At 35.8% G+C, this 21,798-nt stretch carries 17 protein-coding genes and 1 pseudogene; 4 read left to right on the top strand and 14 right to left on the bottom strand.

The features are described 5' to 3' along the window. Nucleotides 1-45: 45 nt before the first annotated feature. The 8 genes from C1A40_RS18100 to C1A40_RS03480 all read right to left on the bottom strand — a co-directional run bounded on the left by C1A40_RS18100 (nucleotide 46) and on the right by C1A40_RS03480 (nucleotide 9,483). Nucleotides 46-195, bottom strand: coding sequence for a hypothetical protein (locus C1A40_RS18100; protein WP_158651262.1), 150 nt, complete (start codon nucleotides 193-195; stop codon nucleotides 46-48). 262 nt (nucleotides 196-457) lie between these two features. Further along, nucleotides 458-1,627: an IS4 family transposase gene (locus tag C1A40_RS03510; protein ID WP_102994235.1), complete on the bottom strand. Its 1,170-nt coding sequence runs from the start codon at nucleotides 1,625-1,627 to the stop codon at nucleotides 458-460. Between the two features lie 83 nt (nucleotides 1,628-1,710). Beyond that, a complete protein-coding gene (locus tag C1A40_RS03505) occupies nucleotides 1,711-1,986 on the bottom strand; it encodes a hypothetical protein (RefSeq protein WP_241910479.1) in 276 nt (91 codons plus the stop codon). Between the two features lie 45 nt (nucleotides 1,987-2,031). Next, nucleotides 2,032-2,628 carry a hypothetical protein gene (locus C1A40_RS03500; protein ID WP_102994697.1) on the bottom strand — a complete coding sequence of 199 codons (597 nt, stop codon included), beginning with the start codon at nucleotides 2,626-2,628 and terminating at the stop codon, nucleotides 2,032-2,034. Between the two features lie 182 nt (nucleotides 2,629-2,810). After that, nucleotides 2,811-6,152 (bottom strand): bifunctional amidotransferase subunit GatB/aspartate--tRNA ligase AspS, encoded by a 3,342-nt coding sequence (gatB/aspS, locus tag C1A40_RS03495; protein WP_102994696.1) that lies wholly within the window; start codon nucleotides 6,150-6,152, stop codon nucleotides 2,811-2,813. Between the two features lie 87 nt (nucleotides 6,153-6,239). Then, complete coding sequence (locus C1A40_RS03490; protein WP_102994695.1) at nucleotides 6,240-7,640, bottom strand: amidase family protein; 1,401 nt, start codon at nucleotides 7,638-7,640, stop codon at nucleotides 6,240-6,242. 2 nt (nucleotides 7,641-7,642) lie between these two features. After that, the gene (locus C1A40_RS03485; RefSeq protein ID WP_199287738.1) at nucleotides 7,643-7,912 is read right to left on the bottom strand and encodes an Asp-tRNA(Asn)/Glu-tRNA(Gln) amidotransferase subunit GatC; all 270 of its coding nucleotides are present in this window, start codon (nucleotides 7,910-7,912) and stop codon (nucleotides 7,643-7,645) included. Nucleotides 7,913-8,190: 278 nt separating this feature from the next. After that, nucleotides 8,191-9,483: a porin gene (locus C1A40_RS03480; RefSeq protein WP_102994693.1), complete on the bottom strand. Its 1,293-nt coding sequence runs from the start codon at nucleotides 9,481-9,483 to the stop codon at nucleotides 8,191-8,193. A 496-nt stretch (nucleotides 9,484-9,979) separates the two neighbouring features. Here C1A40_RS03480 and gyrB point away from each other — a divergent pair, with 496 nt between their 5' ends. The 3 genes from gyrB (at nucleotide 9,980) to C1A40_RS03465 (ending at nucleotide 13,658) form a co-directional block, all read left to right on the top strand. Beyond that, nucleotides 9,980-11,929: a DNA topoisomerase (ATP-hydrolyzing) subunit B gene (gyrB, locus tag C1A40_RS03475; RefSeq protein WP_102994692.1), complete on the top strand. Its 1,950-nt coding sequence runs from the start codon at nucleotides 9,980-9,982 to the stop codon at nucleotides 11,927-11,929. Between the two features lie 328 nt (nucleotides 11,930-12,257). Next, complete coding sequence (gene mdh, locus C1A40_RS03470) at nucleotides 12,258-13,184, top strand: malate dehydrogenase (RefSeq protein WP_102994691.1); 927 nt, start codon at nucleotides 12,258-12,260, stop codon at nucleotides 13,182-13,184. Between the two features lie 105 nt (nucleotides 13,185-13,289). Further along, entirely contained in the window at nucleotides 13,290-13,658 is a 369-nt protein-coding gene (locus C1A40_RS03465) for a transposase (protein WP_102994690.1), read from the top strand. Nucleotides 13,659-13,800: 142 nt separating this feature from the next. On the opposite strand, the gene C1A40_RS03460 is transcribed toward C1A40_RS03465, so the two are convergent. Then, nucleotides 13,801-15,000 (bottom strand): IS4 family transposase, encoded by a 1,200-nt coding sequence (locus C1A40_RS03460; protein WP_102994689.1) that lies wholly within the window; start codon nucleotides 14,998-15,000, stop codon nucleotides 13,801-13,803. 438 nt (nucleotides 15,001-15,438) lie between these two features. Here C1A40_RS03460 and C1A40_RS03455 point away from each other — a divergent pair. Then, a pseudogene (locus C1A40_RS03455) lies at nucleotides 15,439-16,230 on the top strand (transposase); the annotation flags it as partial. A gap of 130 nt (nucleotides 16,231-16,360) precedes the next feature. Here C1A40_RS03455 and C1A40_RS03450 read toward each other — a convergent pair. From C1A40_RS03450 to lgt, 5 genes are all read right to left on the bottom strand, one after another. After that, nucleotides 16,361-17,902: an arylsulfatase gene (locus tag C1A40_RS03450; protein WP_102994687.1), complete on the bottom strand. Its 1,542-nt coding sequence runs from the start codon at nucleotides 17,900-17,902 to the stop codon at nucleotides 16,361-16,363. Nucleotides 17,903-18,382: 480 nt separating this feature from the next. Continuing rightward, nucleotides 18,383-19,423, bottom strand: coding sequence for a DUF6515 family protein (locus C1A40_RS03445; protein ID WP_102994686.1), 1,041 nt, complete (start codon nucleotides 19,421-19,423; stop codon nucleotides 18,383-18,385). A 19-nt stretch (nucleotides 19,424-19,442) separates the two neighbouring features. Next, nucleotides 19,443-20,177 carry a DUF2092 domain-containing protein gene (locus C1A40_RS03440; RefSeq protein WP_102994685.1) on the bottom strand — a complete coding sequence of 245 codons (735 nt, stop codon included), beginning with the start codon at nucleotides 20,175-20,177 and terminating at the stop codon, nucleotides 19,443-19,445. 194 nt (nucleotides 20,178-20,371) lie between these two features. Then, complete coding sequence (locus tag C1A40_RS03435; RefSeq protein WP_102994684.1) at nucleotides 20,372-20,851, bottom strand: DUF192 domain-containing protein; 480 nt, start codon at nucleotides 20,849-20,851, stop codon at nucleotides 20,372-20,374. 1 nt (nucleotide 20,852) lies between these two features. Next, on the bottom strand, nucleotides 20,853-21,782 hold the full coding sequence (lgt, locus tag C1A40_RS03430) for a prolipoprotein diacylglyceryl transferase (protein ID WP_102994683.1): 930 nt from the start codon (nucleotides 21,780-21,782) through the stop codon (nucleotides 20,853-20,855). Nucleotides 21,783-21,798: the final 16 nt, after the last annotated feature.

Raw genomic sequence — 21,798 nt, 5'->3', positions numbered from 1 at the left:
ATGGTATGATTTTGTTTTTTAAATCCATGCGTTTATGGAAAATACTTAGGATTTCAAATTCTCAAGCATTTGAAATTGTTCATCTATAAGTTTTGATTTTTTCGCTTCCGAATCTTCATTTTTTAAAGCTGTTTCAATTTCGATGAATTTATTAGTGAAATCATTAAATGTTTTGGTGGTTGTAAAGTCTTTCAACCATATGCTAAAATCTTGGAGTTCTTCTTGATCTTTAGAATATTCTAGGTTTTCTGCGATGCTTGAATATTGCCAATTGGCGTTTTCAGAATGATCTAAATGAAGGAATTCATTGCCTAAAAATTCATCAATTATAAATCTATTGCAGCAAAAGGTTTCTAAAGCCTTTTTTTCAGCATCTTTAACAATCCTGTCCTAAATAAATTTTAGATAGGATAAATCCAACCATTTTACTAGTTTAATAGTTTATATTTTTGAATTTTCAAAAAAGAACCCCTTGTATGTGCTTATTGGGTGGTGGTTGTTCTTTTGCAAACGGATTATCTAGCCATTTATGTAAATTTACTTTCACAAAAAGATTTAATCTAATAAAGGCTACTAAATTAGATAAATACCAAGGATGCTTTGCTTGTGTTTTTAGCGCTTTTAAAATGAGAATGGTAATTAATGCCGTCCAGATCTGTATCATAACCGCATTTTGACTAGTTCCAATGAAAGACTTGATGTGTAATTGCTGTTTGATGTCTCTAAAAAATATTTCCACTTCCCATCTAGCCTTATAAAGCTCCGTAATAGTGTTTGCTGTCCAAGACTTCTGATTGGTAATAACCTCAATAGTTTGTCCATTTTTATCATCCCACAAGGCAACCCTGCGAAGTCTTTTGGGATATTTCTCTTTTGTCTTAGCGCCTGTTAATTCAATGATTTCATCTTTTAGAACGTGTTGATGCCTGTTTTCTGGCAATTCTAACTCTTTGACTGATTTAAATTGAATATTGTCTTTATGTCTGACTACAAAATTGACTCCGTTGCTGTCCCAAATCTTTAGTAAATCAAAATCGTTGTAAAACCGATCAGCAACAATAACACTTCCTTTTAAAAGCGGGATGTCGTAAGCCCCTTTATTATCCGCTGTTTTGCCATCTGTAATATTTACATAAGCTGGTAAATGACCATCATAATCAAGCAAGGTGTGCATTTTTACAGCTCCTTTTTTAGTCTTGTATTTTGCCCAATCAAACAAACTTAAACAAAGACTTATCACGGTTGCATCTAATAAAAATATTTTGGACTTTATTTTGAAATTAGTACGCTTCATTCCTGCTTGCTGTCCTAAACTCTCTAATAATACATAATAGTAGTCTCTGAAAAGCTCCCAGCTTCGATGTTTATTTTGGTAGCTTATAGTAGATTTTGAAGGCGCTGCTAACATGCCTAAATGATTCAGGTTTCCTGTTGCTGAACGCAATCCGTTGCTGATATCTCTAACAGATTGACTGTTCGCAAATTGACAAAACAACATCGATACTAAGTGAGACCAACTGTCAAATCCTTTTTGATGTTTATCTGTGTTATGAAACCTGACTAATTTATTGAACCTTGACTTTTCTAATTTTGTGATTATTTGAGAAAACAGCGTTATATTTATCATCTGAGAAAGGTTTTTTTGTGGTGCACCACAAAGGTAACTTTGCGGAACAAAATTTCCTTTCTCTTTTTTAATCGTTTAGGACGCTATTGCATCTTTAATTTTTTTCTTTTGAAAAGCGTCATGGTCCACTCAAACATAAAAATTGGATAGCAAGAGTCTTCGGGGAAGTTTTTATTAAACCAATTAAAATAGCGTAAAGCGCCTGTATAATCGTTTATTTTTAAATATAACGCAGGCGGTAAATATCTAAGACCTCGACCGTCATGATAATAGCCACCCCAATGTTTTTTATCAGCAGCCAGCTCCTTTTTAATCTTCTTGATTTTATTTTGAATCCTTTCGACTTGTTTTGGGGTCATTTTTTTAGGTTGGTTTAATTTACAGTCAGAGCTGTGCAAAGTATTTTATTCAAAGGTTATTTCTTGAGTTTGTTTTACTATTTCAGCCCCTGATTCCAGTGAGATTATAACCATAAATAAAGATCTATCTGGAATATTGTCATATTCTGACATGTCCACTTGAAATCCATCATGCCAATCTTCCCGAATTTCAAATAATTCACTTATGGTCAATTGTTCTCCATGATAATTATAAGTTGAAAAATTATCTGTAACATCAGTAATCTCTTGGGTTTCTAAATTTACTACATTTATTTTTATTGAAGCCATAGGGTCTAAATTGATATACTCATCCATAGGACAATCACAATCACTCATTGCGTATGCCGATGTAAATCCAAAAGAACTTATATTCCATATTGGTTTTGAATATGAAATTTGATTTAATTCAAATAGAACAGAAATTGTTAATCCGAAAGCATTTTTATAAGCAGTATTTAATACTTCTGTATTTTGAAATCCAGAAGTATCCCAAGCCATTAGCTCTAAATCATTGTACGTTCTTTCAAATGTTTTTATTGGGTCGCAATCACAAGAACAACAAGAAGTTGCAATAGACTGTATAAAGTAGATTAGAAAAATTATTATTACTTTTTTATTCATTACATTCAATATTTCGCACAGTTTATATTACAAATACCTTTTCAGTTCTATTTACAATTCAAATTAAAAGGCATTATGTTATAATTTCCCTGTAAATATAAATATAAAAAATCCTACAAAAAAACAAAATCCCAATAGGCGTACCTATCGGGATTTAACTTGTATTTGTGTTATAAAAAAAATTATTTCTTCATCACACGCACATTCATTTCTTCAACTTTTTTATCAGATAGAATAGAAGGCGCTCCGAATAATAAATCTTCGCTGGTTCCTGTTTTTGGGAAAGCCATAACCTCTCTAATGGATGCTTTTTTCTCTAAAATCATCATTAAACGGTCTACACCCCAAGCGATGCCGCCGTGTGGTGGCGCGCCATAATGGAAGGCTTTATACATGGTACCAACACTTTTTAGCATTTCTTCTTTATTGTAGCCCATGTTTTTGTAGGTGGCTTCAAGAATTTCAGGTTTGTGGGCACGCACAGAACCACCGCCAATTTCGTAACCGTTTAAGATTAAATCGTATTGTTGGGCGATAATGCTACCTATTTCTTCCTCTTTACCATTCATGTGCTTGTCTAAATCGTAAATCGCTGGCATCGAGAATGGGTTATGGGTAAAAGTCCAACGGCCCTCGTCGGTTTTCTCAAACATTGGGAAATCAATAACCCAAGCAGGTCTTAATTCCTTAGGATTGATTAAACGTAACATGCTTCCTAGTTCTTGACGTACGGCATCTAAAGCTTTGTTTGCAGTTGCATAATCGGCAGCAGAGAAGAATACAATGTCTCCAACCTGTGCTCCGGTGGTTTTTATAATGCCTGCAGCTATATCTTCACCTAAGAATTTAATGATTGGCGATTGTAAATCGTTTTCATTTACAATAATATAGGCCAAACCACCTAAACCATGCTGTTGGGCAATACCTGTTAATTTTTCAATTTGCCCTTTAGATAAACGCTTGTTGCCTTGCTCTTCGGCAGACACTTTAATACATTTTACAATACCACCTTCCTCAATCGGTTTGCTAAAGACTTGGAATGTCGTGTCTTTTACAATCTCGGTGATGTCCTGTAATTTCAATCCGAAACGTAAATCTGGACGGTCGCAACCGTAATAATCCATGGCTTCTTGGTAGGTAAGCACTTCAAACGGATGTAAAATCCATTTTTTACCATATATTTTTTCAACAATCGCATTAAACATATTCGTGTTTAAATCGATGATTTGTTGCATGCTGGCATAAGCCATTTCAATATCCAATTGCGTGAATTCTGGCTGGCGATCGCCACGAGAATCTTCATCTCTAAAACAACGTGCTATTTGAAAATACTTTTCGTAGCCTGAAACCATCAACATTTGCTTGAATTGTTGTGGTGCTTGCGGTAGCGTGTAAAACGAACCGGCTTGCTTACGGGTTGGTACGATAAATTCACGCGCCCCTTCATCGGTTCCGGCACTTAAAATAGGCGTTTCAATTTCTAAGAAATCTTGATCGTCTAAAATATCGCGCATCATTTTAATCACCTTATGGCGATTCACAATAACACGACGCACATCGTCATTTCTATGGTCTAAATATTTATACTGAAAACGAACATTTTCATTCGTTTTAGTGGCTCTTTTTATTTCGAAAGGCAGCGTTTTAGAAAGGTTTAATATTTCTAAATCGTTCGCTTCTAATTCGATTTTTCCGGTGCGTAAAGCAGCGTTATAATCGTCTTCTTTACGTTGAAGAATGGTTCCCGAAACGGTAATGACCGACTCAGGTTTAAGTTTTACCAATTCATCTAAATTCGGGAATGACTCACGACTTAAGCGTACTTGAAAAATTTGAGTACTAGAATCACGTAAATCGATAAATATTAATTCCCCATGATCACGAACACTAGAAACCCAACCAGAAAGTGTTACTTTTTCTGAAATGCTTTCTTCTGAAATGTCAGAAATTAAGTGTGTTCTGTAGGTGTCCTTAATTACGATTGGAATTTGCGGCAGAACTTCTTCTTCCTTTTTGGCTGTTGGTTGCTGGTTGTTGGTTGCTGGCTGATGCGTGTTTCCGTCATCCGTCTTAGCACTTCCGTCATTACTCCCCGCAACCGCGCTCAAAATCCCTTCACGAATCACTTTTCCTGAAGCGCCTTTTCCTATAATCGCAATGACTTTTCCAACAAGAATACCTGCTTTGCCTTGGTTCCCCGATTTAATATCGTTGGCAATGGCTTCATTTTCTGAAATGACTTTAGCAATCGCTTCCTCTATTTGAGATTCGGAAATGGTATGCTCTTCAAAATATTTATTGTAATCAAACTTTCGGTCTTTTAAATAGGCGGTAATCGCATTCTGAACTAAAACAGAAGTGATTTTTTCGTCTTTAAAAAGCTGAAAGATTTCAATTAAATGTTCAATACGGTGAATATCGGCATACTCATCGGCACCAATATTATTCACTAAAGTTTTAGCTACAAACGACGGATCTTTAATCACGTTATTAATAGCCACAAAAGTTTCGGAACGCAACGAATCGGCTGTGAAAAACTTAGCGTCTTGTGGTAAAACGCCACCTTTAATTAAAATGGATTCTACGGCATAAGGCAAGGTGCTTAAATCAATATCAATCGATTCTACCACCTCTTTAATGCTTACAAAAGGTAAATCGGGCTCCGAAATAAAACGGTAATCGGCTTCAAACTCCTTTTTACGCATGGTTTTGGTTTGCTTCAATTCGGCATCCCATAAAACTGTGGTTTGATCTGGTCGAAATTCTTTGTGTTCGATGTAGTAATTCAGTTGTTTTTCTACTTCCTCTTTTAAAGCATCGACCATAAACTTAAACGAGTTCAAGTTTTTAATTTCGGTACGCGGATTTAATTCGTAAGTGTGTTTTTTACGAAGTGATACCGAAACATCCGATTTAAATTCGCCTTTTTCAAGGTTGGCTTCCGAAATGCCTAAATTTTGAACGATACGCTGAATGTACTGTGCATAAGTTGAAGCATCTTCAATATTTCGAATGCAAGGTTCGGTTACAATTTCAATTAAAGGTACACCGGCTTTGTTGAAATCGACTAGCGAGATTTTTTTCTCGTGCATCAATTTCGCGGCATCTTCTTCTATGTGTACCTGAGTTAAATTTACTGTAAACTGCGATCCGTCATTACGGAAACAAGATACTTGTCCGTCTGGAATCACAGGATTGTGAAACTGTGTTATTTGTATGTTTTTCGGGTTGTCTGGGTACTCGTAGTGTTTTCTATCCCAAGAAATAACTTCGTTAGAAAAGGTCGATTTTACTGCTTTTCCAAAGTAAATGGCCTTAGTAACGGCTTCTTTATTAATGGCAGGTAAAACACCCATTTGCCCAGTACATACCGAACATATATTTTGATTAGGTTGTTCTATTTCGCTATTGGCGCAAGAACAAAATAGTTTGGTTTTGGTGTTTAATCGAACGTGGGTTTCCAGACCGATTACTAACTCTAATTCGTGCTTTTTAAGCAAGTCGTTTAATTGTTCCAGTTTCATCTGTTCGTTATATTTTTTTAGAGGTCAGATGTAATATACAAATGCGCATGCTCGGTTGGGTAGAGGATTTTATCAATGTATATTTCATTATATGGTGTCTTTTAAGAAGTTAGCAAACTTCAAAACGAGTTCGTCATTATTTTTTGCAGCCGTAATTTGTAAACCAGTTGCGGTGCCTTGTGGTACGGTTAGAGTAGGTAATTGTCCTAAGCTAAACCCAACAGTATAGGCATCAGATAAGTACATGGCTAAAGGATCTTTTAAGCTATCGCCAATTTTAGGAGGCGTACTTGGCGTAACCGGTGAAAGGATGATATCCACTTCATTGAAATCCTTTTCGAAATTTTCTGAAATTTGATCACGAAGGTTTAGTCCTTTTAAATAAATTTCATCTGAAAATCCTTGAGACAATACCTGATTTCCTCCCACGATTCGGCGTTTTGTTTCTTCCGAAAAATTCTCAGAACGGGTTACCGCGTAGGTTTCTTTTAGGTTTTCGGCTTCAATACGATTGCCGTAATTGGTACCGTCTAAACGTGAAAGGTTAGAAGCGGTTTCAGCCATAGCTAAAGTATAGTAAGTTGAAACTAAAGTATTCGATTCAAAGAAATCTAAAGCTTTCACGGCAATGCCTTTGGCTTTTATTTTTTCGATAGCCGCTAAAAAATCAGCTTTTATTTCAGAATCAATTGCGTCGCTTTCAATAAAATTTTTGAAGTACCCGACAGTTTTAATGGTATCGGAAGATTTTATCGCCTCTGGAGTGATTTCCGCGGAAGCGTAAGTCGTTTGGTCCTTAACATCTTTACCACTCATCACATTTAAAACGATGCGAATATCTTCAATCGATTTTGCGATAGGCCCAACACAGTCGGTCGACGAGGCATAAGCCATGAGACCGTAACGCGAAACGCGTCCGTAAGTGGGTTTTAATCCATACACGTTGTTGTAACCTGCTGGCTGACGAATAGAACCTCCGGTATCGCCACCAATTGAAAAAACAGTATAGTCTTTTGCAACGTTTACGGCCGAACCTCCACTAGAACCACCTCCCACTAAATCGGGGTTTATGGCATTTTTAACCGCGCCAAAAATGGTGTTTTCGCTAGAGGAACCGTGGCCAAAACTATCGCAGTTTTCTTTAACCAACGGAATGGCGCCAGCATCCAATAATTTTTGAATGGCAGTTGCCGTATAAGCCGATTTGTAATTTTTAAGTAATTCGGAACTCGCTGTGGTTAGCGTGCCTTGAACCATGTAAACGTCTTTAATACCAAAAGGAATCCCTTCCAGCAATCCAATGGTTTCGCCGTTGGCTATTTTGGCATCCACTTTAGCTGCTAATTCTAGAGCTTTTTCTTCTAGTAAAGCGTTTACAGTATGGTTGGTATTAGGTTTTAATGCGTCTAATTTACTTTGCACAAGCGCTGTACATGTAATGTCTTGATTCACCAATTGTTGGTGAATTTTGTGTATCTGAGAGTCCATAACTATTCTTCGATGACTTTAGAAACGACTAAATAACCGTTTTTTTCTTTAGGAAAGTTTTCAATAATGATTTGTTTTTCTAGATCTGAACTAGGTATTACAATATCATCTCTCAATTCGTTTAAAGACACGCTATTATTATGATTATTATTAAAAGAATTATTATTTGTAAGATTGGCATTTTTAATAACTTCAAATAATTTGTTCACAGTCTCGGAAGGCTGCGCTCCTTTAATACTCGACAAAACGTCGACTGTCATAATTTTACTCATGTCTTTTTTATGTATTTTAAAGTGAAACTTTTAAGCGGGTAAAATTACAAAAGATTTTAGGTAGTTTTTGTAATCCTAGAAGCAAAGTTGAAATTATGCTAGGATAATTGAAAAAAGGGAGTAAAGTGTTATAATCATTGAAATATTAATAACAATGAAGTGTGTATTATGCGTTTTTTGCTTTCAGATTGGGATAATAATAGGTGAGCTGCTGTTTTAAGTCATTAAAAGGCTCTTAAAATTGTGATTTCAAAGTCAAGAAGTTTTACATGAAGCTCCTATTTTAGGGCAATTTGGTATTGTAAAACGGTCATGCCCTTATAGTTGGTATTGGTTAATGTTGCACTGTCAAAAATTGGTCGGTATTGATAGCCTAAACTAATTTTGTTGCTATGAGACCCATTTACCAGAAAGTTTACCGTAAAATCGTAAACGGTCATGTGGTCGGCTAAGGCATCCCAATGGGCATGTTGAATGGCGATATTTGGCTGAATAACTGTTTGGTGGTTAAAAAGGTTTGTTTGTTTAAAAGTGTACCCTAATTGTGTAAACCAGGTGGTGCCTGTTCCAATCATAGGAAAAGCTACGCCTGCACCGTTAAAACCGCCGTTTTCTACACCATTGGTAGGGTTATTGGCGCCTACATTTCGGATGTAATCTTTTCCAAAATTAAAATCGTAGAATCCTAAATAAGCTGTAATGCCATTTTGATTGGCTAGAGGTAAATTTAAAAATGTATCGATAGCCCAGTGCTTCATGTCGTATAAGGTTGCTGCGGGATTGTTGGCATCGATATCGCTAAATGCCTTTTCTTGAAATTGGAATCCCGTACCGATGTTAAACACCTTTTTATTGGCTAAATATGTTCCAATTTGGTAAGCCGATTTGTTAGATTCGTTTTCGAAAAATTGATATTTTACGTATGCCGAAGTTTTCCATCGCGGTTTGTTGTTGGCGAAGTCCACTTTTCCTGTTGGCGCAGTGCTTATGGTGCTGGGCTGCATGATGCTTAATCTGTAATCCAAATGATTAGCTTGCCCTTTAAACCACAGGCCATACTGACGGCCTAAATCGTCATTTTTTTCAACGGTATTTAAAGTGAATAACGGCGTGTCTAACCCCATTAATGTTGATGCCGAACGTATGTCCCAGCGACTTAAGCCTTGCCATCCCGATTTTCCAATACCGATTTCAAGATATTTTGAAAAGGCATATTCTACATAAAAGTCTAAAATTTCAATAGGGTTGTCTATAGTTTTTAAATTGTAATTATTACCGCCAAACATAGCCGCAGCATAAATTTTTGGCGTTATTTGTGATGAAACCGGAATTCTAATTCTGCGAATAGAAACATCGGTAAACCTTGAAGTTGGTTCGCTGTTAACCAAAGAACCGTCATTTAAATTTGAATGGCGTAACCAAATTTGTGCGCTAATATTCCAATTGAATGTTGGTTTGAAAGCGGCTTCTTTTTTTGCATCCTTATGCGAAGTGATGCTGTCTTGTCCGAAAGAAAAAAGAGAAAAAAATAAAAGAAAGGGTACTAAAAATAGGTTAATTAATTTTGTCATGGTTATGAATTCTGGATTCAATTTGATGCAAAATTAAAATTATTACGGAGGTCGTTTTGTGATTTTCATCATATTTCTAAAAAAATGTATTATTCGGAGTAAATTGACTGAAATTCGCGGTGGTTTTTCTCATGACAAATAAAAACACCAAACGATTTAAAGGGTTTTTAGCAGGTTTTTCAATTTTTTATTTTTTGAATAAAAAAATTACAGCTTATTTTTGTTTTAAGATGGTTTTTAGGTGATTTAAGGGGTTTTTGGCTAATTAACAAATGTTGATAATTTAATAAGTAACTCGATAAAATGCTTTAATTTAAGGGCATAAAGCTGTATATTTGTTTGTATTCAAAAGGATGCTTAGGGGCATCTTTTTTTATGTAAAATAAATCCTGTTTGTAGACTGGTTATTGGTTTAGAATGGGTGGAGTTTTTCGGTTTTAGAATCAAACTCGATTAGAAATAATTAAAACCTAACATTAATTTAGAATTATAGATTATGAGCGAAGGAAAAGAAGAATTTAACAAGCATAATTATTCTGCTGATAGTATTCAGGCCTTAGAAGGTATGGAGCACGTACGTATGCGTCCATCCATGTATATTGGTGATGTTGGCGTGCGCGGACTGCATCATCTCGTGTATGAGGTTGTAGATAACTCGATTGATGAAGCTTTAGCAGGACACTGTAATAATATTACGGTTATTATAAATGAAGACAACTCGATAACTACGGAAGATGATGGTCGTGGTATTCCAGTAGATTTACATAAAAAAGAAGGCGTTTCTGCCCTTGAGGTGGTAATGACCAAAATTGGAGCCGGTGGAAAATTTGATAAAGATTCGTATAAAGTTTCAGGTGGTTTGCACGGTGTTGGTGTGAGTTGTGTGAATGCCTTATCAGATCATTTGAAAGCTACCGTTTATAGAAATGGCGAAATTTGGGAGCAAGAATATGAGCGTGGTAAGGCGCTTTATCCTGTGAAAAAGGTAGGGGAAACAGACAAACGTGGAACCATCGTGACTTTTAAGCCAGACGCTTCTATTTTTACACAAACTTTAGAGTATAGCTACGATACACTAGCTAGTCGTTTACGTGAATTAGCTTATTTAAATAAAGGGATTACCATTCATTTAATTGATAGGCGTGCTGTAAAGGAAGATGGTGAGTTTGAAGGCGAAACCTTTCATTCTGAAAATGGATTAACCGAATTTGTACAGTTTTTAGATGCCACAAGAGAGCCTTTAATGAAAGATGTTATTGCTTTTGAAGGTGAGAAAAATGGTATTCCTGTTGAGGTAGCGATGCTTTATAACACCTCGTATTCTGAAAATTTACACTCTTACGTAAACAATATCAATACACACGAGGGAGGAACCCACTTATCTGGTTTCCGTCGTGGTTTAACACATACGCTTAAAAAATATGCCGATGAATCAGGTATGTTAGACAAGTTGAAATTTGATATTGCTGGTGATGATTTCCGTGAAGGTCTTACAGCTATTATTTCGGTGAAAGTGCAAGAACCTCAATTTGAGGGGCAAACTAAAACCAAATTGGGTAACCGTGAGGTTTCAGCGTCTGTAAGTCAGGCTGTTTCTGAAATGTTAACCGATTATTTAGAAGAACACCCAGACGATGCTAAAATTATTGTACAGAAGGTTATTTTAGCCGCTCAAGCACGTCATGCAGCCCAAAAGGCTCGTGAAATGGTACAGCGTAAAACCGTTATGAGTATTGGCGGATTACCAGGAAAACTGTCTGATTGCTCTGAGCAAGATCCATCAAAATGCGAAGTATTCCTTGTAGAGGGAGATTCGGCGGGTGGAACAGCCAAACAAGGTAGAGACAGAGCTTTTCAAGCGATTTTACCATTAAGAGGTAAGATTCTTAATGTTGAAAAGGCGATGACACACAAAGTTTTTGAAAACGAAGAGATTAAAAATATTTTCACGGCGCTTGGTGTAACCATAGGAACTGAGGAGGATAGTAAGGCTCTAAACCTTTCAAAATTACGTTACCATAAAGTCGTTATTATGTGTGATGCCGATATTGATGGTAGTCACATTGCAACTTTAATCTTAACTTTCTTCTTTAGATATATGAAGGAGCTAATTGAAAACGGACATATTTACATTGCAACACCACCATTATATTTGGTTAAAAAAGGTGCTAAAAAGCAGTATGCATGGTCGGATAAAGAACGTGATGCTATTATTGCCGAGTTTGGCGATGGTTCAAAAATCCAACGTTATAAAGGTCTGGGTGAGATGAATGCTGAACAACTTTGGGATACGACTATGAATCCTGAATTTAGAACCATGCGTTTAGTGCAAATAGATAACGGTACGGAAGCCGATAGAGTTTTCTCTATGCTTATGGGTGATGAGGTACCGCCACGTCGAGATTTTATTGAGAAAAATGCTATTTATGCTAATATTGATGCGTAAATAAAACCTATTAAATAACTAAGCCTTGTGTTTAGTCATGAATTTGTAGCCCCATCACTTTTGTGTTGGGGTTATTTTTTGCCATACTATTTTTAGATTCAAAACAGTTTGATGAAAACATTTGGGTTTAATCAGCTTTTTGATAGCTTCAAAGATAATTTCTAAATTTTTAACATAATTTTTTTAGGGACTCTCAAAAAAGAATGGAATTGCCTGTTACTTCTTTATTAAGACTGTTATAATTCGTAAATTAGCACGGTTTGAACTATTATGAGTTGTATTTCGAGCTTAAAAACAAATTAAATACTAATAATAAATAATAAAAAAAATGAAAGTAACTGTAGTAGGAGCAGGAGCAGTAGGTGCTAGTTGTGCTGAGTATATTGCTATTAAAAATTTCGCTTCAGAAGTCGTAATTCTTGATATTAAAGAAGGTTTTGCTGAAGGAAAAGCAATGGATTTAATGCAATGTGCATCTTTAAATGGTTTTGATACTAAAATAACTGGTGTAACTAACGATTATAGCCAAACAGCAAATAGTGATATTTGTGTGATTACTTCAGGGATTCCACGTAAACCAGGTATGACTCGTGAAGAGCTTATCGGTATTAATGCGGGTATCGTTAAAAATGTATCATCAAGCTTACTAGAGCATTCTCCAAATATGATTCTTATTGTGGTTAGTAATCCAATGGATACCATGACTTATTTAGCTCATAAAGCTACAGGAATGCCAAAAAATAGAATTATTGGTATGGGTGGTGCTTTAGATTCTGCTCGTTTTAAATATCGTTTAGCAGAAGCTTTAGGTGCGCCTATTAGTGATGTAGATGGTATGGTAGTTGGTGGACATAGTGACACAGGTATGGTGCCATTAACAAGTCACGCAACAAGAAACAGTATTAAAGTTTCTGAATTCTTAAGTGAAGAGCGTTTAGCACAAGTAGCTGAAGATACTAAAGTTGGTGGAGCAACATTAACGAAGTTATTAGGTACTTCTGCATGGTACGCACCAGGAGCAGCTGTATCAGGAATGGTACAAGCTATTGCTTGTGATACTAAAAAGATTTTCCCTTGTTCTACTTTCCTTGAAGGCGAATATGGTTTAAATGATATCTGTATCGGTGTACCAGTAGTATTAGGAAAAGACGGTATCGAAAAAATAGTTGATATTCCTTTAAGTGATGCTGAAAAAGCACACATGAAAGCTAGTGCTGAAGGTGTAGCAAAAACAAACGGATTGTTAGAGCTGTAATAGCTTTATAGTCTTTATAAATAAAAAAGAGGTTGTCTAAAAAGGCAGCCTCTTTTTTATTGTTTTAGATTTTATCAAAAGTATCGTTTTTCGTGTCTTAAAGTTATGAAAGGCAACATTGTATGGAAGACTAATAGTCAGACACAATTGAGTCTTCTTCCTCCGAGTTATGATGATTTTGTTCCAGAACATCACCCCGTGCGTATTGTAAATAGCATTTTAAATCAGATAGACATTCGGTCTATAGAAAACACCTATAAAGGAGGTGGTACTTCTAGCTATCACCCAAGAGATTTACTTGAAATTTTAATCTACGCCTATCTTCGTAATTTATATTCTTCTCGCAAAATAGAACAAGCTTTGGGAGAAAACGTTCATTTTATGTGGCTTAGTGGTTGTATCCAACCAGATCATAATACCATCAGTAATTTTCGTTCAGGAAAACTTAAAGGAAATTTTAAAAAAGATATTTAATCAAGTTGTTATTCTCCTTGCTAAGGAAGGTTACTTGAGTTTAAAAGATATTGTTGTCCGATAAAAAACAGAATTAGCTAAAAAAGCTTTGGTGTTGGCCTTTTTTATTGATCGCACTCTTTATTTTGAAAACAGAACCTCCTTATGGGTCAAAAAGGCTTAATTGCCCAATGTTTTTGGTTGTAATCTCTTCCCAATTAGCTTCTGGGTTTTTCAGGAATTTGAACAAATCGATATATGTCATCAAATGGTATCGTATGACGGACATCATATTGGAATAAGCCCAGTTTCTTTGGGCTTTTCTTTGGATCACAAGCATAATGAGCTGGATTATCAAACTGACCCAGATTTGTATTTCGATGGCATTTTGATTGTCTCCCAAAAAATACTTTAGCGGAAAGTTCTGTTTAAGCCGCTTGAACATCGTCTCAATCTGCCACCTATTTTTATAGATGTCGGCTATTTTGTCTGCATCAAGATCATAATTATTAGTGATGAACTCATAAACTTTTTGGTGCTTTTCGTGCCAAAAAGCGATTCTCCTCAGGGAAAAAGCATTGCCGTTTTTGTCCGTAAGCCCTATTTTTTCGTCCTTTAAGACAGCATCGTCCACTTTATTGGAGATATCAAACTCTTCAAGGCTTGTATAGCGAGCATTGTCCTTTTGCCGAGTCACAAAGTAAACATCTTCCAGTGTCCATTTTTGGTATTGCTCATAATCCACATACCCTTTGTCAAAAACCACATAAGAGCCCTTCTTGAGTTCCAGGTCTTTTAAAAAGGTGTGGTCGTGCGTGGCCGCGCTTGAAAACTTAATCAGACAAGGAACGTCTTCCATGGCGTTTATCATAGTATGCATCTTGATACTTCCTTTCTTTTTGCCGTTGAGCGGGTTCCTTCCTACACCTTTAAGAATGTCACTAAATAGGGGGATGGTCGAGGAATCAACGATTTTAAGGTTCTTCACTGCAGGTTCTAAGGGTCTGCTGTCCGATAAAAAGCGATGGTAACGTTTGTAGAGTAAATGATAAATATCGGCAAATACTTCAGAGCTTCTTCTCCTGTTAGCATCTGACAAGGTACTGCGTTTCGGAAAGTCCGTGAGTCCTAGATGGTTGATCTTTCCCTCGCAGGCAAGCATAATACTGGAAACCTCACGAAGTGAGCTACAGCCACTGATCACGGTAAATACCATAGTGGCCAAATGCTCATAGGTGGTAAACTTTTTGGTATAGCGATCGCTGTTGTGCTTTTTGGCTGTCCGATGAACATCTTTGGGCAAAATGAAATTTAATACCTGTTTGATTATGGGTTGTCCGCTAAAGTTTTTACTTTTATTCATATCTTGGATGTGTGATAACTTCAAGATACAAAATAAGCGGGAAATCCTATCTTGGAAATCCCGCTTTTTAAATCTTTTATCGGACACTAATGTTTAAAAGATATTTATGTTGATGGCACCAAAATAGGAGCCAATGCTAATCGCTATACTTTTGTATGAGGCAAAAGCATTAAAACCTCACGCTCACGTATTGAAAAACAACTCAAAGAATTATGGCGCTATGTAGAAACTGTATATGCTGAAGAAGAACAAAAGTCTAACGAGCCAGATAATTTTAAAGCGATAAATCCTGAGCAAGTCTCTCAAACCATAGATAAAATCAATCAAGCACTTCAAGGAAAAGAAGTTGATAAAAAAGTGAAGCAAAAGCTTAACTATGCCAAAAAGCACTGGCCTGGGAATATAGCAAAAAATAAAACCTACCAGCAGCAAATGGGTAGTCGCAACTCTATGAGTAAGACAGATCCTGATGCTACTTTTATGAGAATGAAAGAAGACCATATGCTAAATCGACAGCTCAAACCAGGATATAATTTGCAGGCATCTACCAACAATCAATTTATTGCCAACTACACCATTGCACAAACTACAGCAAATACCACCACACTTATAGAACATACAGAAGATTTTATTGAGGGATATGGCAAAGCTCCACAGACCTTAACAGCAGACGCCGGTTACGGGAGCGATGAAAATTACACCTATCTGGAAGACCAGAATATCGAAGCTTTTGTAAAATACAATTACTTCCATAAAGGACAGTTAGATGAGAAACGCGGTAAGATTAAAAAACCATTTGCAGCAGATAAACTTTTTTATAACCATCACACAGATACGTATTACTGTCCTATGGGACAGCCTATGGAAAATATTGGTAGCTACATAAGACAAACGGCTACAGGATATGAACAAAAAATCGATAGATATCAGGCTAAGAATTGCTGCGGATGCCAGCTCAGAAGCCTCTGTCATCAATCAAAATACAACCGTATTGTAGAGAGGAATCACAAATTGGTTAGACTTAAAGCAAAGGCCAAACAAAAATTATTAAGCCCAGAAGGCGTTGCTCATAGAAAACAGCGTTTCTGGGATGTTGAAGCTGTTTTTGGTAACATAAAACACAATATGAACTTCAAAAGGTTTATGTTAAGAGGACTTGATAAAGTAAATACTGAAATAGGACTTATAGCAATGGCTCATAACCTTAAAAAAGTGAGTTTAGCTATATAAAATCACATTGACTGTTTTTAAATACGCTCGAGTTAATACGTAAAAAAGAAAATCCTGATTAAAAACTAAATGGTCAAAAAATAAAAGGTCGCCTAATTTGTTTTTAGACGACCTCTTCATATCCTTGATATTAATTATTTGTTGGAGTGGCTAGTTTGTCCATCACTTTGTCTAAACTAAAACTAGCGGCTTTTGCTCTAGGGGGATAATCCTTAAAGGTTCCCAAGAATTTAGCAACATAAGCTTGTGCCGGTACAAGTAAAAATGCGTGATCTAGTAACCAATCGTAATAGGTGTTCGATGTAATGCTTGCAAACTCATAAGGGTCTCTTCTTAAGTTGTAAATCATTGGTAAACGTAATTCGATAAAAGGTTCAGCCCAAACTTGTAATGTTCCTGGACTTCTTTGCTCCATGAAAATTAATTTCCAATCATTATAACGTAAGGCTGTTAAGTCACCATCATCAGAGAAATAAAATATTTCTTCACGTCTTCCTTTTTTCTCCTCACCTTTTAAGTAAGGTAACATGTTGTAACCATCTAAGTGTACTTTAAAGGTTTTACCGTTAGCAGAATGACCTTTTAATAGTTTGTTTTTTATTTTATCATCTCCAGCAGCAGCTAAGAAAGTAGGCATCCAGTCCATACCAGAAAAGATATCATTAGCAATTTTTCCTGCAGGGATTTGACCCGGCCATCTTATCATAGCTGGTACTCTCCATCCACCTTCCCAGTTGGTATTCTTTTCTCCTCTAAAAGGATTGATACCAGCATCTGGCCATGTATTTTTGTGTGGTCCGTTATCGGTAGAATACATCACAATGGTGTTGTCAGCAATGCCTAATTCATCTAATAAATCTAAGAATAAACCAATGTGCATATCGTGCTCAACCATACCATCGCCGTATTCATTCTGTCCAGAAATACCTTTATGTTCAGGTTTTACGTGTGTTCTAAAGTGCATACGTGTACCATTCCACCAGCAAAACCATTGTTTTCCTGCTTTGTGTTGTTTTCTAATCCAGTCCATGGCAGCTTTTGATGATTCGTCATCAATAGTTTCCATACGCTTTTTAGTTAATGGTCCCGTATCTTCAACTTTACCATCGGCAGTAGAGTGAATAACACCACGAGGTCCAAATTTCTTTCTGAAATCAGGGTATTTCGCTGGGTCTGGATAATCTCTTAATTCTGGTTCTTCTTCAGCATTTAAGTGGTATAAGTTACCGTAAAATTCATCAAAACCATGGTTTGTAGGTAAGTGCTCATCACGGTCACCTAAGTGGTTTTTACCAAATTGCCCACTAATGTATCCGAGTGGTTTTAATAGCTCTGCAATAGTAGGGTCTTTTTCACTAATACCTTCTTTGGCGCCTGGCATACCAACTTTACTTAAGCCCGTACGAAATACACTCTGTCCTAAAATAAAAGATGAACGGCCAGCTGTACAACTTTGCTCGGCATAGTAATCGGTAAACATCGTACCTTCCTTGGCAATACGATCAATGTTTGGGGTTTGGTAACCCGTAATTCCTAAGGAATAGGCACTAATATTGGATTGTCCAATATCGTCGCCCCAAAGTACTAAAATGTTTGGTTTTTTTTGAGCTGTAACAGATGACGCTAAAAGGGAGAGCATCATCAGAACTCCAAATTTTCTTAAGTTTTTCATAAAAAATTATTAATTAAAGTCTAAATATAATTATTTGACTAGAACATGTGTATATTAATACTGTTAAAAAATGATTATTAATATTAATTCTGTTTTAAGGTATATAAAATGAGTTTGTTAAAGTTTAATTTTGTTTATCTGTACTTCTTTTAAACTAGAATTATTTTTAGTTGCGAAATTAAACTGTCATTTGAAGAGGGTTTCTTGTTTTGGTTTCCATTTTATCAGCTATTGCTTTTATTTCGATAATTAGTTGAGGTCACTTTGTTACGAGGTCTCCTCTTTTAATGCGTGTAAATATTTAAATTTGGAAGCAAAATGCTCCCAATTGAGATGCATCAAGTTTCATTTTAACAATTCTCAAATAGAATTAATTAAAATGCTTTAGAAGTAAAAAAAAGACTGCCTCCTAAATTTGTGTATAACAAATATGGGAGGCAGTCTCTTTTCGACTTTTAGATTGCTATGTTATTAAAGTATTTATTCGTCTTTTACTTCAACAATTTCATACATGTCTTTGCCGTCTACTTGGATGGGTTGGTAATAGGTTTCTCCAAACTGTACATAAGTCACATCTCCTATTTTTACTTCCTCACCACCTTCTGGTAATCCAGGAACAATGGTTCCGGCTGTTGCAGGAACTACAATATAGCCATCTTTGTTTTGTTCGTAAAAGGCGCCGCCGTAATAATAATTGTTTGTTTCGTTAACTTTAACTTCTTGAGCTTCTTTTGGAATGGAAGGTACTTGTGCGCCAACTGGTGCTTGAACAGCTACAAAACCTTCTTCTGTTTTTAAGTAATAAGTTCCATTATCGTAATGGTATTCTTCGTTTTTATTGTCATTACTGTCATTAATTATCGCTACTATAATGGCAGTTCTAGCTAATGAGGTTACAAAATATCCCCAAGGGTGCCAAACGGGTCCCCAATAAAAAGGTCTATAAGGATGATAATAGTAGGGGCGGTGACAATAATATCGACGACCTCCGTAGCGATAAGGCGGCCGCGTGTAACGCACATGACTTGATCTTACGCGGGTGTTTCTAATGTTGTTATGTCGGCTGTTATTGACATTAATATTAACATTGTTATTGCCAATATGTGTTTTGTTTCCAATTTTGTTATTAGAAGGGCGTTTTACAGTTGAGGTTTTTCGATTCGTGTTACTATTAGGTCTTGAAATAGATTTATCTCTTGACGTTGATTTATCTCCATTAACGTTAGGTCTAGAAGTTGATTTATTTGTGATTTTTCCTTTAGATTGCCCTGAAAAGTTACGACTTCTATTAGCGCTTCCGCCATTAATGCTTCGTTTAGGTGTAGCTCGATTTGGTGTAGCTCTATTGCTAGATCGGTTAGGCGTGGTTGTAGGTCTCGAGATGTTACGGTTGCCATTGCCGCCTCCACGGGAAGCACCATGGTTTATACGCTGCGCTATTAAATCTGTAGGAAATGCTAAGGCTAAAAATAGGAGTAGAATGCCTAATTTATGTTTTATATTTAATGAAAAAATAATCATGATTATACTGTTTTATGGATTAAGAATCGCCCTTTTTTAAAATACTAATTAGTTTTGCATTTGGGGGCGCTAAGAAATGAAACTTAGAGTCTGGTATTCTTGGATTTAAAGACCAGTTGCTAAACGTAGACTCATACTGCAAATTAGATTGGTTTTTATATGTAATAACAAAGTGTTTTGGTAATACGTTAGGTTGTGTGGAAACCCATATTTGTACATTTAAATCTTTATTGATAGCTTGAATGTGGTAACAGTCTTCACCTTTTGTAGTTTTCTTTCCAAGGTATTTAATACTATCAAATGCTTCAATTAAGTCGTCGGTAAAGGCAGGATAGAAAAAATCGGCTGCAGGAAACTGGAAATTGTAATGATCGTGCATGTCATCAATCATTTCAAGTGTTGTTTCAGGGGCTTCTAAAGTTACATAATTGTTTTCGTTGTAGTTGTAGTATGTGATGAAGGAGCCATCATACCAATAGGCTATGTCTTCATCCGACCCATTTACACGAATATGAAGTTTGTCTGGTCCAGAAAATGAAATGTTGCTTTCATGATATTCTTTTATAATATCTTTATCCTCATTAAACTTATCGTTAGAACTGCTTAAATGAAAATTAACAGACTCTAAATCGCCAATAACAGCACTCATTTTATCAAGAATGAAGATGGCTGTCGAGTCAATTTCTTTAGAGGTTTGGGCAAACCCAAAGGAGGACATAAAAAGGAGGGTAAGCGTTAATAAATGGTTTTTCATAATTTTTGAAGGTTTTTAGTGTTTTATGAATAACTAGAATAGATTAATTTTAAACCAGGATATAATTTATAGATTTAATATCATGGTGTTTTGTAAATATAGGAAAAATCGACTAATATAAAGATGTTCTGACCTTTTATGATTGTAAGGATTTTTCGAAGTAGAAACAGTTTCTTATTGTAGCAGCGTCAAGGCTATTTTTCAGTGAATTGAATAATATTTCCAACTTTAAGATTCCAGGTGCTAACCAATCCTGCATTAACTTCTAACACATATTGAGCTGGAGCATTTGATGGAAGTGAAGATTCGTCGAAAGGCTTAGCGTTTTCTTGAAAACTTACAATCCTTTTATTCCCATCAATATAAATTAAGTCTAAAGGGATTTTAGTGTTTTTCATGTAAAAAGAACGCTCTTGTTCATCATTAAAAACAAAAAGCATGCCTTGGGTTTTTAACATCGAGTTTCTATACATTAATCCTGTTTGGATATCAAACTCGGTATCTGCAATTTCTATATCCAAAGTGGTTTTTGGAGTATTGGAGGGGCTTAAAACGGTTAGTTCCCCTTCCTTGGTAAACGACACCTCGGTTTGTTTAATGGTTTTTTTATGGTCTTTACATGTTGAAAGGACTAATAAAGCTATTATAAAACAGAGGTGTCGTTTGATATACATATTATTTTACTTCAGTTTTAGGCTTGTAAATAAACATGAAATAGAGTCCTATTAATACAAACGGGATGCTTAACCACTGACCAGTATTAAGGTTAAACCAGTTAATGTATTCATCGCCTTGCGGTTCTTTGGTGAATTCTATAAAGAAACGAATGCTCCATAGTAATACTAAAAACAAACCAAATAAAAATCCTGTTTGGTCTTTTTTGTTGGTTTTAGAATAGAAATACCACAAAAATAAAAATACGAAAATGTAGCAAAACGACTCGTAAAGTTGCGACGGATGTCTGTAAGGAACAGCATTTAATAGATTTTGAAACTTAGGATTGGTGGCAATCGCATCATAGGCTTTTTGAACGTCGTTGATACCTGTAAGTTGCATTACTTCTCTCTTGTAGTATTGGTCTTGAATAAAGCGTACGCCAAAATTAGAATCGGTTACTTTACCTATAATTTCAGAGTTTATAAAGTTTCCAATACGGATAAAAATGGCACCTGATGCTACGGGAATGACCACGCGGTCTAAAATCCAAAGTAGTGATTTATAGTTGTATTTTTTACGGTATAAATACATGCCAATAATAATACCAATAGCGGCACCATGACTGGCGAGTCCTTGAAATCCTGTAAACTCAAAACCGCCTTTAAATTTGAAAGGTAGAAATATGCTGAAAAAATCTTCTGATATCAATTCCGATTGGTAAAATAAAACATGACCTAATCGAGCCCCAATCATAGTTGCTAAAACGGTATAAATAAAAAGGGGGTCTAAATAAGTTAAGGATACTTTTTCTTTGGTGAAAATACGTTTCATAATGTACCACCCCAAAATAAAAGCAGTAACCCACATGAGGCTATAAAAATGAATTTTGAAACTTCCAGCGATATCTATCCCAGTAATGGGATTCCAATCGAATTTTAATGCATGCATAGATTTTGAGCTTATT

It is taken from the genome of Tamlana carrageenivorans (assembly GCF_002893765.1).
Taxonomy (GTDB): domain Bacteria; phylum Bacteroidota; class Bacteroidia; order Flavobacteriales; family Flavobacteriaceae; genus Pseudotamlana; species Pseudotamlana carrageenivorans.
The sequence above is the reverse complement of the archived record's forward strand: the minus strand, read 5'-3'. Positions and strand labels throughout refer to the sequence as shown.